The following is a 14,901-nucleotide window of genomic DNA, read 5'->3' as shown; positions in this document are numbered from 1 at the left end:
TTAACTTAAAGTTGCTTCCTTACTATTATACCAAAAATCGAAACATTGTTCGACGACAAAAAAAGCTTAGCCAGTATTTTCTGACTAAGCTTGTTAAATTTTAAAAATAAAAAAGGCACATGACTTCACCGCTTATAGCTGCTGTCTTCCGACCCTGACTCATTCACGGCTCCATCATTGCCCAAAACCTATTATAACACATTTGTTTTTATTTGCTAGTATTAGTTTTTTGAGCTTGTTTACGTCGTTTATTCCGTCTTCTTAACTGGCGAAAGAAGTCTTTTAAAAGGCTACTACACTCTTCTTCTAAGGCGCCGTAAATAACTTCTGGTTGATGGTTAAAACGTTCGTCTTCTAATAAATTCATTAACGAACCCGCACAGCCTCCTTTAGGATCTTTGGCGCCGTAAACGACTTGTTTAAACCGCGCTAAAATAATTGCTCCAGCGCACATGGCACAAGGCTCTAACGTGACGTATAATGTCGCATTAGATAATCGCCAAGCCTTTAAAGATTGGTTTGCTTTTTGAATAACTTCCATTTCCGCATGGGAAGTAGCTTGTTGGTTCACTTCTCTTAAATTATACCCACGAGCAATAATTTCTCCATCTAAAATAGCCACTGCACCGATAGGCACTTCGCCGATCGCCATTCCTTTTTTCGCTTCATCTAAAGCTTCTTGCATCCAACGAAGATGCTCTTTTTGTTCAGCTAATTCTAGTTCATCGATATGCTTCATCGATCGCCACCCTTTACTTTCTCCAATTAAAAAAGAGCCCCTTTAGTAAAGAGCTCTTTCAAAGATAAATTAGTTATCAAAGTAATCTGCAACGCGCTCTAATAGATCGCGACTTTTATCTACTGCATCAGTAACAGTATCTAAAATACTCTCACCTGCATCGCCTGCTTTGTCAAGAGAACGCATTAATGTAGTTACTTCGCTATCAGATAAGTTATCTACTGCATCAACAAAGGCTTGAGGTGCGTTCATTTTGTTTCTAACTAAATACTTCGCACGCTCGCGGTTTACAGTACCTTCTACTTTCTCACGAGCATCGTCAGAAAAGTATACAAAAGCTGCTAAACCTGCAACAGCTAATGCAGATCCTAATAGAATACGACCTACACTTGAATTATTTTTACTCATGATAATCCTCCTTTAAATAAACGTCTTTGTCATAATTGTATTATAGCACACACGTAAAGGAGATACGATTAATACACTTCACTAAGTGAGTCGTTTATTTATTAAAGTATGCATTATATAACGTTTTCAAAGCTTTTTCTTCTTGAGTCGATTGAATGGTAAAGGTCATACTTACTTCTGAAGCACCTTGGTTAATCATGCGAATGTTAATATCACTTTGACTTAACGCCTCCGTAGCGGTGTTTAATACCCCGACCCCTTCACGCATGCCTTCACCGACCACCATAATTAAAGATAGATTCTCTTCTACTTCTAACTCTTCAGGCTCAAGGACTTCTTTAATTTTGTTTAAAATAGTATCTAACGAAACTCCACTCTCATCTAGCTTTTGCTGACGAATAATGACCGAAATGTTGTCAATTCCCGTTGGAATATGTTCAATGGATACCCCAAAATCGTCAAAAATTTGCAGTAGACGACGTGTAAACCCTACTTCTCGGTTTAATAAGTATTTTTCGATGGAAATGGAAATAAACCCATCATCACCTGCAATACCCGTTACCGGCGTGTTTGCATCAATTTCACGAGTCGATACAATCATCGTCCCTTCAATGTCCGGGCGATTCGTATTTCGCACCATCACCGGAATGCGGTGTTTATAAACGGGTTCTAGCGCCTCATCATGGAAGATACCAAATCCTGAATAAGCTAATTCTCGCATTTCCTTATAAGTTAATTCGTGAATTGCATGGGGATTTTTAATGATTCCTGGGTGAGCAGAATAAATATAAGAAACATCTGTATAGTTTTCATAAACATCCGCATCCACACCACTAGCTAAAATGGCACCCGTAATATCCGATCCACCTCTAGAGAAAGTGACAATATCACCCGCTTTTGAATAACCAAAAAAGCCAGGAACAATTAATAATTCTTCTTCATCCCTTAACTGAGCGATCTTTTCATAGGACTCCGATAATAAGCGCGCATTTCCTGGTTCATCAGAAACAATAATGCCTGCTTCTTTTGGTGAGACGTATTTAGAAGGGTTTCCAATGCTTGTTAAATATTGACTCATCACTTGAGCATTGAAGTCTTCTCCTGAAGACTTTAAAGCATCTTCTAAGCGTTTAGGGTCTTTAATCGTGTCTAAATAAGTAAGTAATGTCTTTTCAAATGTTTCGACTAAAGATTCATCTAGATCTAAATCCGTTATAATATCTCGGTAGCGATCTAAAATTAATTGAAGCGGTTTTTGAACATCTTCTCCATTAGATTGACAACGATAAAGATCAATTAATAAATCTGTTACTTTAATATCTTCCGGAAAGCGTACTCCCGGAGCTGAGACCACTACAATACGAATTGCTGGATCATTTTGAATAATACGAGATACTTTTTTAATTTGCTCAGCGTTACTTAAAGAGCTTCCGCCAAACTTTGCCACTTTCATTTTTAACCATCCTTTAATTTGAAATTCCTTTAATAACAATTACTATCTTACACTAAACTTTTTATTATGAGAAGTCTTTTCATAGATTTAACCTTGTGTTTTTATACTTTTAGTACTAAAATTAATAAGTATATTAACCAAAAGGAGGTTTTTGACAATGAAGGTGGCCGTTTTAGGCGTTGGAACTGTTGGAAGTGGTGTGTTTAATGTTATTCAAACAAACCAAGAGAAAATTCAATCAATATTAGGTGAACCCCTCACCATTACCCATGCGTTAGACCGCAACGAAGGAAAGAATTTAACGGTAGATACTACAAATGTAACCATAACAAATAATATCGAAGATATTTATAATAGCGATGTAGACGTGGTTGTAGAGACCATGGGTGGGTTAGATCCAGCAGGCGACTACATTGCGACGTTACTGGCTAAAGGAAAGCACGTCGTAACTGCCAATAAAGATTTACTGGCCAATCGCATTGATGAGTTGGTAGCTATTGCCAATGAACACGGAACATTATTACTCTATGAAGCAAGTGTTGGTGGAGGAATTCCGCTACTCAACGCTGTTGAAGTGGGGTTATCTGCTAACCAACTGACTGATTTAACGGGTATTTTAAACGGAACATCGAACTATATTTTATCTAAGATGGATTTTGATCGTTGGAGCTATGATAAAGCTTTAAAAGAAGCACAAGCAGCTGGCTTTGCAGAAGCAGACCCAACTAATGATGTTGAAGGATTCGATGTTCGTTACAAAATCACTATTTTATCACGTTTAGCTTTCGGGCTTTCAATTGACGTTAATGATGTTGACGTTGATGGTATTACACAAATCGATTCAAAAGACGTGGAGTTAGGAAATCAATTAGGTTTTAAAGTAAAACTTATTGCTAAAGGAAGCCGATTAAGTGACGATACATTAGCTGTCAAAGTTGCTCCAATGATGGTCACAAAAGAATCCCCTTTATCTAACGTACACTATGCGCAAAATGGCGTCGTTATTAAAGGTAACGCTATCGGAGAAACAGCTTTATTCGGACCAGGCGCAGGTAGTTTAGAAACCGCTTCTGCCGTTGTTTCAGACATTATGCAAATCGCTAATCGTCGCCACTACCCTAAAAACTTTACGCCGGCAAAACAAGCAACGATTCAACAAGATGAACGTCCATTGAACTATTACGTGCGCTTCCAAAATACCCAAGAGGCTCAAAAAGCTCTAGAAGCACTAGAGATATCAGCCCAAATCAAAGATGAAGGTGTCGCTCTTATTCAAAATTTACCACTTGAAAAACGTCTTAAACTACAAGAATATGATTCACTCGCTGCAATCTATCAAATCGAAGGAGAACTATAGTTATGACTTTTAAATATTGGCAAGGATTAATCAAAGAATATAAAGATTACTTACCGGTTACTGACAAAACCCCTGAATTATCTTTATATGAAGGAAATACTCCTTTAATTCGTTTAAATAACTTAAGCGAGCAATACGGTGCGAACCTTTACGCAAAGTTTGAAGGATTAAACCCAACAGGCTCTTTTAAAGACCGTGGGATGGTGATGGCCGTTGCTAAAGCAAAAGAAGAAGGAGCTCATACTATTATTTGTGCTTCAACTGGTAACACCTCTGCTTCAGCAGCTGCTTATGGTTCACGCATCGGGTTAAACACCATTGTTTTAATTCCTGAAGGAAAAATTGCGATGGGTAAAATGGCTCAAGCAATGATGTATGGCGCACAAATTATCGAAATTCAAGGTAACTTCGATGACGCTTTAGAAATCGTTAAAAAGATTGCCGAAGAAAACCCAGGCATTGCACTAGTGAACTCTGTTAACCCATATCGTTTAGAAGGTCAAAAAACAGCAGCCTTTGAAATTGTAGATGCTTTAGAAAAAGCCCCTGACTACTTGACTATTCCGGTAGGAAACGCTGGAAATATTTCAGCTTATTGGAAAGGGTTTAAAGAGTATAACGACCAAAAAGGAACGGGCTTACCTAAAATGTACGGCTTCCAAGCTGAAGGAGCTGCACCTATTGTGAAAGGCCACCCAGTGACTAATCCAGAAACGGTCGCAACAGCGATTCGTATCGGAAACCCTGCAAGCTGGAAATTAGCTGAAGCTGCTCGCGATGAGTCAGGCGGGGTGATTGAAGCCGTCACTGATGAAGAGATTTTAAATGCTTACGAACGCATTGCTGGCGAAGAAGGAGTTTTTTGTGAACCAGGTTCAGCTGCTTCTGTAGCTGGAATGTTACGTTCTTTAGAAGAAGGCAAAATTGAAAAGGGTGCAACAGTGGTGACTATTTTAACTGGAAACGGTTTGAAAGACCCTGAAACAGCCATCGAACAGATTACTCAAAAACCAACTCTTCTACCAAATGATGAAGAAACAATTGTTAAATTTATTAATGATTTAGAAAAATAAGGGATCGTTATGGCAGTATCAGATTTATTTCATGTCAAAGTTCCCGCCACCAGTGCCAATTTAGGCATCGGCTTTGATTCGATGGGAATTGCGGTCGATAAATTTCTAGAGGTGAAAGCTAAACCAAGTAGTCAATGGCAAGTATCTTTTAAGTCTCCTGACTTAGAAGTGCTCCCTTGTAATGAAGAAAATTTAATCATCAAAGTCGCTAGACAAGTCGCTAAAGAGTTCGGACACACTTTGCCGACATTACACTTAGAAATGACTAGCACAATTCCTTTAACTCACGGTTTAGGAAGTTCAGCTTCTGCGATTGTTGCTGGAGTAGAGTTAGCCAATCATTACTGTCAGTTATCTTTATCGGACTTTGATAAAGTGCGTCTAGCCAGTTTTTTTGAAGGGCACCCTGATAATGTGGGGCCTTGTGTGACTGGTGGACTATTTATTGGGTATTATCAACCGCAAGAAAACTCTCATCAAGAAGAGCTGTATTATGAAGTACTCAACTTGGAAGATGTCACTTTAATTGTGTCTATTCCTCCCTATGAGGTTAGTACACAAGAGGCACGAAGCATTTTACCTGAAAGTTATCACGCAGGTGAAGTTGCTATGCAAAATGCGGTAGGCAGTTTAATGCTTTTAGCCGCCTTAAAGAAAGAATATGACAAGATGGGACAACTCATGATGAAAGACTTAATTCATGAGCCTTACCGTCAGAAACTAATCCCTGAATTCAACGAGATTAAAGAATGTGCTTTAAGTTTAGGTGCTTATGCGACAGTGATCTCTGGCGCTGGTCCAACAATGCTTACTTTATGTCCTAAAGAAAAAGCGTCTGACATTTTAGAATCACTTAACCAAAAAGTTCCTTCATGCCAACATGAACAAGTTCAAATTGTTCCTGCAAAATAAAAAGATCCTGCTAACTTCTTAAAAAATAAGAAGCGAGCAGGATTTTTCTGTATAAAGATTATTTGGAGCGGTTGCCGATATTAATTTTACCAGAACGACCACCGATCGTAATCGCATCCCCCACTGTTACATCACCACGAAGTAACATTTCACTCAATTCATCTTCAATTTGTTTTTGAATTGCGCGACGGATTGGTCTTGCTCCATATTCCGGATCGAAACCAGCTTCAGCGATAATATCAATGGCTGTCGGTGTGACGCGAGCACTAATTTCCATTTCTTCAAGTCGTTTAACAACGTCTTCTGCATGAAGTTTAACAATTTCACGGATTTGTTCTTTAGATAGAGAATGGAAGACGATGGATTCGTCGATTCGGTTTAACAACTCTGGTCTAAAGACCTTTTTCAACTCTTCTAAAATACGCGCTTCCATCGCTTTAAAGTTATCTTCAAAGGACACAGCACCAAATCCAACAGTTTTTTCATCTCGTAACGCAGTCGCTCCAATGTTTGATGTCATAATGATGATTGTATTTCTAAAGTCAACACGGCGACCTTTAGAGTCCGTTAATTGACCATCATCTAACACTTGAAGCAAGATGTTAAAGACGTCAGGGTGAGCTTTTTCTACTTCGTCTAGTAAAATGACGCTGTAAGGTTTTTGACGCACTTGTTCAGTTAATTGACCTGCTTCATCATACCCTACGTATCCTGGAGGTGAACCAATTAAACGTGACACTGTATGTTTTTCCATGTATTCTGACATGTCGATTCGGATCATGTTCTCTTCACTACCAAACATTGATTCAGCTAGCGCTTTAGCTAATTCTGTCTTACCAACACCAGTTGGACCTAAGAAGAGGAATGAACCAATTGGACGACGTCCACTACTTAACCCACTTCTTGAACGGCGAATCGCGCGCGATACCGCAGAAACAGCATCATCTTGCCCGATAACACGTTCATGCAATTCTTGTTCTAAGTGAATTAAACGATCACTTTCTTTTTTGTCAATTTGAGTAACCGGAACACCTGTCGCAGTAGCAACCACTTCAGCAATATCTTCTGGAGTTACCTTTTCCACTGTTTCTTTTTTGCCATCTTTTTCTTTAGCAGAAGCTTTAGCTAACGTTTCTTCTAATTTTTCCTCTTCTTCACGTAGCTCAGAAGCTCGCTCAAAATTACGGTCTAAAATAGCCAATTCCTTTTGGGCAATGATATCTTTAACTTTTTCTTCTAAAGCTTTCACACGACTTTGACTAATCGAAGCATCAAGACGAACTTTAGCAGAGGCTTCATCAATTAAATCGATCGCTTTATCTGGTAAGCGGCGATCAGTCATGTAGCGTACACTTAAAGTCACTGCTTCTTGTAACGCTTCTGGTGTAATTTCTACGTCATGATGTTCTTCGTAATTCTTTTGAATACCTTCTAAAATCAATAAGGTATCTTCAGGAGTTGGTTCATCAATCATGACACGAGAGAAACGACGGGCTAATGCAGCGTCTTTTTCGATATATTTTTGATACTCATCAAGAGTTGTGGCTCCAATGGTTTGAATTTCGCCTCGAGCAAGAGCTGGTTTTAAAATGTTCGAAGCATCAATCGCTCCTTCAGCTCCTCCTGCACCAATAAGGGTGTGTAACTCGTCAACGAATAAAATCACTTGGCCATCTTGTCTAATTTCTTCAATAATACTTTTCATGCGTTCTTCAAACTCACCGCGATATTTAGTCCCGGCAACAAGAGACCCCATATCAAGCATCATCAAACGTTTCTTAGCAATCGTTTTTGGTACTTCGCCACTAACCATTCGTAATGCTAACCCTTCCACGGCTGCTGTTTTACCTACACCGGGTTCTCCTACTAAGACGGGGTTATTTTTCGTACGGCGGCTAATAATTTGAATCATGCGACGAACTTCTTCGTCACGACCAACGACAGGATCCAATTTTCCTTCTCGCGCAATTTTAGTTAAATCACGGGCTACGCTATCTAAAGTCGGCGTTGCACTGTCTGCAGCTTTTTGTTGTGGTTTACCTCGACGAGGTGCGCCGTCGGCTTGTTGTGGTTGAATGCCGAGTAAGTCATACAAAGCTTTACGTAAGTCGCTAAATTCTACACCTAAATTGCGCAACATCACTGTTGCTAAGGTGTCTTCTCGTAGGAGTCCCATTAATAAATGTTCCGTACCCACTTTAGCCACACCTAAACGTTTAGCATCGCGAGACGCGTTCATAATTACTTTCTTTGCTCTTGGAGAATACGGAATAATAATTTCTGTACCAGATTTAGGTTGGCTTTTAATTCCGTGAATGGACTCTAATTCATTAATTAAAACCTCATAAGTTACTCCTACTCGTTCAAGAGCTTTAGAGGCAATGCCTTGTTCTTCTTTAGCAAGTCCTAGTAAAATATGTTCCGTTCCAATCACTTGATGATCTAGAAAATACGCTTGTTCAGCAGCATGGACCATCGCACGCTGAGCGCTCTGTGTAAATAATTCTTCAAACATCATTTCACCTCATTTAGATTAATACTCATAACGCAACTGATAAAGAAAAGTCTTTAACAATTCAGCGCGAGCTTCCTGTTCTTTTTCACCACTGATCGATGACAACACAGATTTTTCAATGACGGATAAAATAAGCGTTCCTTCTCGTTCGGTTATTAAATCGCGCTTAATCAATGTTTCAATAATATTGATTCCGCTACGTTGAGTCAATTGATTTCCGATCAAATCAAGCATTGCATCAATTTGATCCACTTCATCAATCAATTCAACTTTTAAAATTCGAATATACCCTCCGCCTCCTCGCTTACTTTCGACTAAATAGCCATGTTCTTGAGTAAAGCGGGTATTGATAACATAATTAATTTGTGAAGGGACACAATCAAAGTGTTCAGCAATATCGCTGCGTCTAATCTCGATGTGTTCTTTGGTCTTCAAAAAATCTTTTAAGTACGCTTCTATTATGTCGGACATATTGCGCTTAGACACGTCATCCCCTCCTTATTGACTTTATTTGACTATTAAATCAAAAAAATAAGTTCTCACCTATTATCATTATTCTATCATGACTTTACCCCTATTGTCAAAGTTAGTCAAACAAAAATAAGTCGCAGCAAAAATCGCTACGACTTAACGTTCATCTATTTATTATTTAATTTATTTAAAGACCTAAAAAGCCTTTAACTTTATCTTCAACTTGTTGCATTTGTTCTTTAGCTGAAGCATTGTTGATGAAGATTTCATCTAATGCTTTAACTAAATCTTGGTGCACTTCACTTGCTCCTTGATAACCCGGTTGAGCAATTCCGTAAGGTAATTCTTTACTTGCTGCTTCAAACATTGGATTTTTTGCAACGTAATCTTGCCACTCTTGACTGTCAATGGCTGATTGCGTAACAGGTAAATAACCTGTTTGCGTTACCCAATCAACTGTATGGTCTGTTAAATAAGCCATAAACTTCACAGCAGCATTTTTCTCTTCTTCTGTTGCACTTTGGAAGACGCCTAAATCATTTCCAGCAAAGATCGTTAAAGGTTCTCCGTCGGCATAAACAGGAATTTCTGCCGTTGTAAAATGAATGTTACTTTCCTTAGCTCCTTCTTCAACGTATGGAATACCCGCTGAAGAACCAATATATAATAATGTAGCTCCTTGAGAGAATGGTCCAGACATATAAGTGTCTTCTCCAGCTGTACGAGCTACTTTAGTATCTAATAGCTCTTTAACAAAGTTCACAGGTTCGACTGCTTGATCAGAACCAAGATCTACTTGTGTTAAGTCATCAGAAATCCATGCTGCGCCATTTTGACGAGCCATTGTTTCAATCTCAGCTGCGATACCGTTTTCTAAACCGAGAACGGGCTCTTCTTTACCTGCAGCTTTCATTTTCTCATCTAATGCTTTTAATTCTTCCCAAGTTGTCGGCACTTCACCACCGATTTCATCTAATAAGTCTTGGTTAACAAACATTAAACGAACTGATTTTGAAAAAGGAACAGCGTAATACTGATCTTCATATTTCATTCCTGCCGCAAACCCTGGTAAAATATCGTCTAATTTCTCTTGACCAAAATTGTTTTCGTCAGTTAAATATTCATCTAAAGGTGTTAATAAACCTTGAGCCGCGTAGTCTGGTGTGTGAGAAGCGGTCAATTGAGTAATGGTTGGTAAGTTACCTGAGGCTGCAGAAGCCATAATACTTTGTTGCAATGTACTATAGTCACCTTGGTTTTGTTCGATGACTTCAATTTCATCTTGAGATTGGTTAAATTCTTCAACCATTTTAGTTAATTGTTCTTGTTGCGGTCCATTCATCGCATGCCAAAACACAACTTGTGTTTTTTCGGCTGCATGAGTCGTTGGAACGACCACATTCGCTAGAACTAACAATGCCAATGTTAATACTGAAAATAATTTATGAAATTTCTTCACTCTATATTCCCTCCGTAATTATTCTAACCCTTAAGGCCAGAACGTGAAATACCTTGAATAATATACTTTTGCAACAATAAATAAATGATCACCATAGGCAGAACTACAATCGTTGAAGCCGCCATTAATAATTCATAATGGGTTCCTGCTTCAGTGGTAAAAGCTTGAAGTCCTACAGGGAGTGTTCGTAATGCTTTGTCGTTGGTCACAATTAGTGGCCACATAAATGAATTCCAACTACCAATGACTTTCAAAATCATCACCGCGATAATCGAAGATTTAGATAGTGGAACAAGCACACCCCATAAATATTTCCAATCACTGGCTCCATCCACTTTAGCTGCATAATACAGCTCATCAGGAACGGATTCAAAGGATTGTTTCAACGTAAAAACAGAAAATACGCTCGCTAACCATGGAATAATTAACGCCCAGTAAGTGTTAATCATCTTAAAGTTCGATAAAGTTACAAAGTTAGGAATGGTCATCAGTTCTCCTGGTACCATCATGGTAGCTAATAAGAAAAGAAATAACGCATTTTTACCCCAAAAATGTAACTTACTAAAAGCATAGGCAGCCAAAATACTAGTAAACACTTCACCAATAGTGGTGGTTACTGTCACAATAACGCTATTTAAAAAATAACGTCCAAAAGGTGCCGCTTCCAGTGCTTTTTGATAGTTAGAAAATAAAAAGCGCTTAGGAATCCAAGTTGGAGGCACAGCAACAGCTTCTCCTCCAGTTTTTAAACTCGTGGCGATCATCCAATAAAAAGGTAAGATCATTAAGAAGCTGCCTAACGTTAGTAAAGTATACAACAAAATATTTTGAGCTCGTTTACTCATGAAGCATCGCTCCTTTTATTTAAATATTGGTTTCCTAGAAACTGAATGAATGTGAAAAAGAGAATGATTCCGAATAAAGCAACGCCTGAAGCAGCAGCTAAACCGTAATCAAATCGTTGGTAAAATTGATAGAACAAGTAATAAACGACCGTTGTTGCTGAGTTAGCTGGGCCTGGGCGACCGTTAAATAAAGCAAATACTTGATCGAATACTTTAAAACTATTGATAACACCAATCGTTGATAGTAAAAACAACGTCGGTCGAAGCATCGGTAAAGTAATGTGCCAAAAACGTTGCCATGCTCCAGCTCCGTCAATTTTAGCCGCTTTATAATAATTATCGTTGATATTTCCTAACCCAACCAATAACAGTAAAATATTGAATCCTAAACTTTTCCAAATAGCCATAATAATCACTGAAAGAAGAGCATACTTTGGATTAAGGAGCCAGTCGATGGACTCGATTCCTACTAAATTTAGAAAATAATTAAACAGCCCGTAGCGGGAATGATAAAGCCAGCTCCATACAATAGAAATCGCTACGGTACTGGTCACATAAGGTAAGAAATAAACGGTTCTAAATAATCCTTTGAGAAAAGGAATTCGATATAGCATTAAAGCAATTCCTAAAGAAATCGCAATGGATAGAGGAACGACTCCTGCAACATAAATAAATGTATTTTTTAAAGCAGTATAAAAAGCAGGATCGCTGAATAAAGTTTGATAGTTAGATAAACTATATCCGCCAATATCGCCTGTAAATAAATTATAATTATCATAAAAGCTCATCATAATCGATTTAATAATCGGATATACAGTAAAAACACTAATAAAGATGAGCATCGGAAGTAAGTATAAAAAGGCTTGAAGCGTTGATCGGCCCGTGGCTTTTTTATTCATTATTAAGCCTCCCTTTCAATGCGACGTCCATTACCATCAAACAGTAAAATATATTGTGGTGCCACATTAAAATAAGCAATTTGTCCCGCTTCTAAAGGTTCTTCGATGTTTGTTAAAACAAACCGTTCTTGACCTGACTTAACATGAATCGTTCGCTCTTTACCGACTTGAACGACCTTTTCAATGGTTCCTTGTAGTAAATAATTTTCTGGTGTCGCTAGTCTAAACCCTTCTGAACGAACACCCATCTCCACCCAAGCATTATCTTCTAATAAAGTCGCTTCGGGGTTAAGAGCATTCGAAAAGCGAGTAAACATATTGATCATAGGTGACCCGATAAATTTAGCTACAAATGTATTGTTAGGTTTTTCGTATAAAGTAATCGGATCACTAATTTGTTGGATTTTTCCACCATCTAACACCATGACACTATCCGCAATGCTTAATGCTTCTTCTTGGTCATGGGTTACAAAAACGGTGGTCACTCCCGTTTCTTGTTGAATGCGACGAATTTCTTCTCGCATCTCCACGCGAAGTCTAGCGTCTAAGTTAGATAATGGTTCGTCCATTAATAAAATTTCAGGAGATTTCGCTAGCGCACGACTAATGGCGACTCGTTGTTGTTGTCCTCCTGAAAGTTGGCGAGGAAATTTATCTAACTGATCTTCAATACGACTTAACTGTGCCATTTCCTCCATACGCTCTAAACGCTCTTGTTTAGGTACTTTAGCCATTTTTAGAGGGAACATAATATTATCCGCTACCGTTAGATGAGGATAAAGCGCATAGTTTTGAAACACTAATCCCACTTTTCGACGAGTAGGATCTAAGTGAGTAACATTTCGATCTCCAAAATAAATATCTCCACTAGTGGCTTCTAATAAACCTGAAATTAAATAAAGGGTTGTTGACTTTCCAGATCCACTCGGACCTAGAAAAGAAATTAATTGTTGGCTAGGTAATGTAAAGTTAATTTTATCAAGAATTATTTTATCATCAAAAGCCATCGTGACATCGTCAAATCTTACTTCCAACCAATTCACTCCTCGCATTCAACTGCCTTGACATATTGTAATAAAATATTACCACACTTTTATTATTTTTTCTTCATTCATCATCTAGTGATTTATTTCACACGATGAATAGTTTTTTCCTATTTCTGGAAGAAATGAACGTAATCCTATTTCTTCTAAAGCAATCTGATAATTCTCAGCACCAAATGTATGCCACCCTACCGTCAGTTCGGCGTTAATCATATAGCTAACGGTCAATAAATCATTTTTAGTGGCATGTCCTGAACTTGAAAGATCAATAAATTGCCAACCGTGGCTAATAATATGCTGTACATACTCCACATATCCTGGCATAAAATTACCTAAAGGCATGCCGTTAGAGTGTAAATAAATACCTGAAGGAATTCTTCCAAAGATAAATGTATCTTCAGCTTCTATTTGAATAAAATAATTTTGAGGATGAGCTCGAATAAGTTCAATTAAATCATCACTCCAACTTAAAACGTTTAACGGTTGATCTGTCATTTGATCGAGCAACTCTTTCATACGCGAACTGACCACCACTTGACGGTTTAATTGACTCATTAACTGGATGAGCGCCATTAAACGTTCGATATTTTGCGAATAGCCATTATAGACCATTACTTCTTCTTTTTGACCCAGATCTTGGACCGTTTTGACCAACGCTTTTTCAGTAGCTTTTTTAAGGGGAATAATATGGTCTTCAATAGGATCTCTAGGCGGATCAATGGCTTCATCAAAGCTAAAAGCTGTTCCTTCTATTAGTAAAAGATCGGGTTTAAAATGACGAGCTTTTTGAACCCATTGCCATACGTCATCAGGTCGAAAACCACTTAAACGAAAGTCACCACTTTGAATAACTTTTAAATCTTCGGTTTCAATAAAAATAGCCGCCGCACCCAATGTATCATGATCACTGGGGAGAAATTGGATTGTAAAGGGACCAAACGTTAAAGTTTCTTCCCATTCTACCGGGCGCCATTTCACAGCATACTTAGGTAAATAATTGCTTTGTTCTAAGGCTTGATAAAATGTATAAGCTTCCTGGCTCAACCATACTTCAATATCTTTAGGTAAATGATTCAAACTTCCTAAATGATCTAAATGAAGATGAGTTAAACAGACAATTGTTTGTAATTCATTATCTTCATAAAAATCGGGAATAGGAGGGAGTTTACCTTCTTTCAAAAGGGCTAGTGTTTGGGTTTCATCGGCTAACTCTTCGACATCGACCCCAACATAAGCACCAAAATCCGTAATTAGACGATAACGACCTTTTTGAAAAGAGACAATGCTTCCTCCAATCGTTTCAATGCCGCCCCAAAAGGTAATGATTGTATCTTGTTCCTTCATCACTTTTTCTTCCATTCCGTTATAATTTCGTTATCATTTTACCACGTTTACCAACACTTTTATAATAAAAAAGAGCCTGTGACATAAGTCGCGCAAATAAATCCCCCGAATGATCCATTGGTGATCGTTCGGGGGATTTTTTAAAAGAGCCCGCTAGCAGAGGGCTAACTTTCTTAAGTTAGCTGCTAATAACGCGAGGCCTATTTCTTGTTTCACCTTGTCAATTCCACGAACGTGAAATTGGGTGAAACCCAAACAAGCCTTCAAAAACCCAAATGCCGGCTCCACGTCGATTTTTCGACGCGCATACACCTTGGCGCATTCAGGATCTGAAAGCTGTTCGCGCTGTTGCGCTTTAAAATATTCGTAAGAAGGATTGACTT

General features: G+C 38.3%; 14 protein-coding genes and 1 other RNA gene. 3 read left to right on the top strand and 12 right to left on the bottom strand.

Features of this window, described 5'->3' with window-relative positions; translation table 11 throughout:
* Positions 1–97: 97 nt before the first annotated feature.
* From ffs to BLR79_RS03425, 4 genes are all read right to left on the bottom strand, one after another.
* An RNA gene (gene ffs / locus BLR79_RS03440) (signal recognition particle sRNA small type) lies at positions 98–194 on the bottom strand.
* A 14-nt stretch (positions 195–208) separates the two neighbouring features.
* Positions 209–739, bottom strand: a complete 531-nt coding sequence (tadA, locus tag BLR79_RS03435; RefSeq protein WP_092084887.1) for a tRNA adenosine(34) deaminase TadA — start codon at positions 737–739, stop codon at positions 209–211.
* Between the two features lie 69 nt (positions 740–808).
* The gene (locus BLR79_RS03430; protein ID WP_092084885.1) at positions 809–1,147 is read right to left on the bottom strand and encodes a hypothetical protein; all 339 of its coding nucleotides are present in this window, start codon (positions 1,145–1,147) and stop codon (positions 809–811) included.
* A 94-nt stretch (positions 1,148–1,241) separates the two neighbouring features.
* Complete coding sequence (locus tag BLR79_RS03425; RefSeq protein WP_092084883.1) at positions 1,242–2,600, bottom strand: aspartate kinase; 1,359 nt, start codon at positions 2,598–2,600, stop codon at positions 1,242–1,244.
* 157 nt (positions 2,601–2,757) lie between these two features.
* Here BLR79_RS03425 and BLR79_RS03420 point away from each other — a divergent pair, with 157 nt between their 5' ends.
* From BLR79_RS03420 to thrB, 3 genes are read left to right on the top strand one after another with little or no spacing between them, the layout of a single operon-like run.
* Positions 2,758–3,957 (top strand): homoserine dehydrogenase, encoded by a 1,200-nt coding sequence (locus BLR79_RS03420; RefSeq protein WP_092084881.1) that lies wholly within the window; start codon positions 2,758–2,760, stop codon positions 3,955–3,957.
* Between the two features lie 2 nt (positions 3,958–3,959).
* Positions 3,960–5,030, top strand: a complete 1,071-nt coding sequence (gene thrC, locus BLR79_RS03415; RefSeq protein ID WP_092084879.1) for a threonine synthase — start codon at positions 3,960–3,962, stop codon at positions 5,028–5,030.
* A 9-nt stretch (positions 5,031–5,039) separates the two neighbouring features.
* On the top strand, positions 5,040–5,942 hold the full coding sequence (gene thrB / locus BLR79_RS03410; RefSeq protein ID WP_092084877.1) for a homoserine kinase: 903 nt from the start codon (positions 5,040–5,042) through the stop codon (positions 5,940–5,942).
* A 58-nt stretch (positions 5,943–6,000) separates the two neighbouring features.
* On the opposite strand, the gene BLR79_RS03405 is transcribed toward thrB, so the two are convergent.
* The 8 genes from BLR79_RS03405 to BLR79_RS03370 all read right to left on the bottom strand — a co-directional run.
* On the bottom strand, positions 6,001–8,457 hold the full coding sequence (locus BLR79_RS03405; RefSeq protein ID WP_092084875.1) for an ATP-dependent Clp protease ATP-binding subunit: 2,457 nt from the start codon (positions 8,455–8,457) through the stop codon (positions 6,001–6,003).
* Between the two features lie 18 nt (positions 8,458–8,475).
* Positions 8,476–8,943 (bottom strand): CtsR family transcriptional regulator, encoded by a 468-nt coding sequence (locus BLR79_RS03400; RefSeq protein ID WP_092084873.1) that lies wholly within the window; start codon positions 8,941–8,943, stop codon positions 8,476–8,478.
* A gap of 172 nt (positions 8,944–9,115) precedes the next feature.
* Positions 9,116–10,387 carry an ABC transporter substrate-binding protein gene (locus tag BLR79_RS03395; protein ID WP_234970799.1) on the bottom strand — a complete coding sequence of 424 codons (1,272 nt, stop codon included), beginning with the start codon at positions 10,385–10,387 and terminating at the stop codon, positions 9,116–9,118.
* Between the two features lie 23 nt (positions 10,388–10,410).
* Entirely contained in the window at positions 10,411–11,232 is an 822-nt protein-coding gene (locus tag BLR79_RS03390) for a carbohydrate ABC transporter permease (RefSeq protein WP_092084871.1), read from the bottom strand.
* Positions 11,229–12,134, bottom strand: coding sequence for a carbohydrate ABC transporter permease (locus tag BLR79_RS03385; RefSeq protein WP_180955486.1), 906 nt, complete (start codon positions 12,132–12,134; stop codon positions 11,229–11,231). The genes BLR79_RS03390 and BLR79_RS03385 overlap by 4 nt, the downstream gene beginning before the upstream one ends.
* Positions 12,134–13,165, bottom strand: a complete 1,032-nt coding sequence (locus tag BLR79_RS03380; RefSeq protein ID WP_092084867.1) for an ABC transporter ATP-binding protein — start codon at positions 13,163–13,165, stop codon at positions 12,134–12,136. The genes BLR79_RS03385 and BLR79_RS03380 overlap by 1 nt, the downstream gene beginning before the upstream one ends.
* Positions 13,166–13,249: 84 nt before the next feature.
* Positions 13,250–14,533, bottom strand: coding sequence for an MBL fold metallo-hydrolase (locus BLR79_RS03375; protein ID WP_092084866.1), 1,284 nt, complete (start codon positions 14,531–14,533; stop codon positions 13,250–13,252).
* A 138-nt stretch (positions 14,534–14,671) separates the two neighbouring features.
* The coding region (locus tag BLR79_RS03370) for a transposase (RefSeq protein WP_143338768.1) at positions 14,672–14,901 on the bottom strand (230 nt) is incomplete at its 5' end.

This window comes from Dolosicoccus paucivorans (assembly GCF_900100125.1).
Taxonomy (GTDB): Bacteria; Bacillota; Bacilli; order Lactobacillales; family Aerococcaceae; genus Dolosicoccus; species Dolosicoccus paucivorans.
This window is presented reverse-complemented; position numbering and strand designations above follow the sequence as displayed.

Bases quoted from the DNA above. Each gene is read 5' to 3' on its own strand.
- tadA (WP_092084887.1), bottom strand. From the start codon at position 739: ATGAAGCATATCGATGAACTAGAATTAGCTGAACAAAAAGAGCATCTT.
- BLR79_RS03430 (WP_092084885.1), bottom strand. From the start codon at position 1,147: ATGAGTAAAAATAATTCAAGTGTAGGTCGTATTCTATTAGGATCTGCA.
- BLR79_RS03425 (WP_092084883.1), bottom strand. From the start codon at position 2,600: ATGAAAGTGGCAAAGTTTGGCGGAAGCTCTTTAAGTAACGCTGAGCAA.
- BLR79_RS03420 (WP_092084881.1), top strand. From the start codon at position 2,758: ATGAAGGTGGCCGTTTTAGGCGTTGGAACTGTTGGAAGTGGTGTGTTT.
- thrC (WP_092084879.1), top strand. From the start codon at position 3,960: ATGACTTTTAAATATTGGCAAGGATTAATCAAAGAATATAAAGATTAC.
- thrB (WP_092084877.1), top strand. From the start codon at position 5,040: ATGGCAGTATCAGATTTATTTCATGTCAAAGTTCCCGCCACCAGTGCC.
- BLR79_RS03405 (WP_092084875.1), bottom strand. From the start codon at position 8,457: ATGTTTGAAGAATTATTTACACAGAGCGCTCAGCGTGCGATGGTCCAT.
- BLR79_RS03390 (WP_092084871.1), bottom strand. From the start codon at position 11,232: ATGAGTAAACGAGCTCAAAATATTTTGTTGTATACTTTACTAACGTTA.
- BLR79_RS03375 (WP_092084866.1), bottom strand. From the start codon at position 14,533: ATGGAAGAAAAAGTGATGAAGGAACAAGATACAATCATTACCTTTTGG.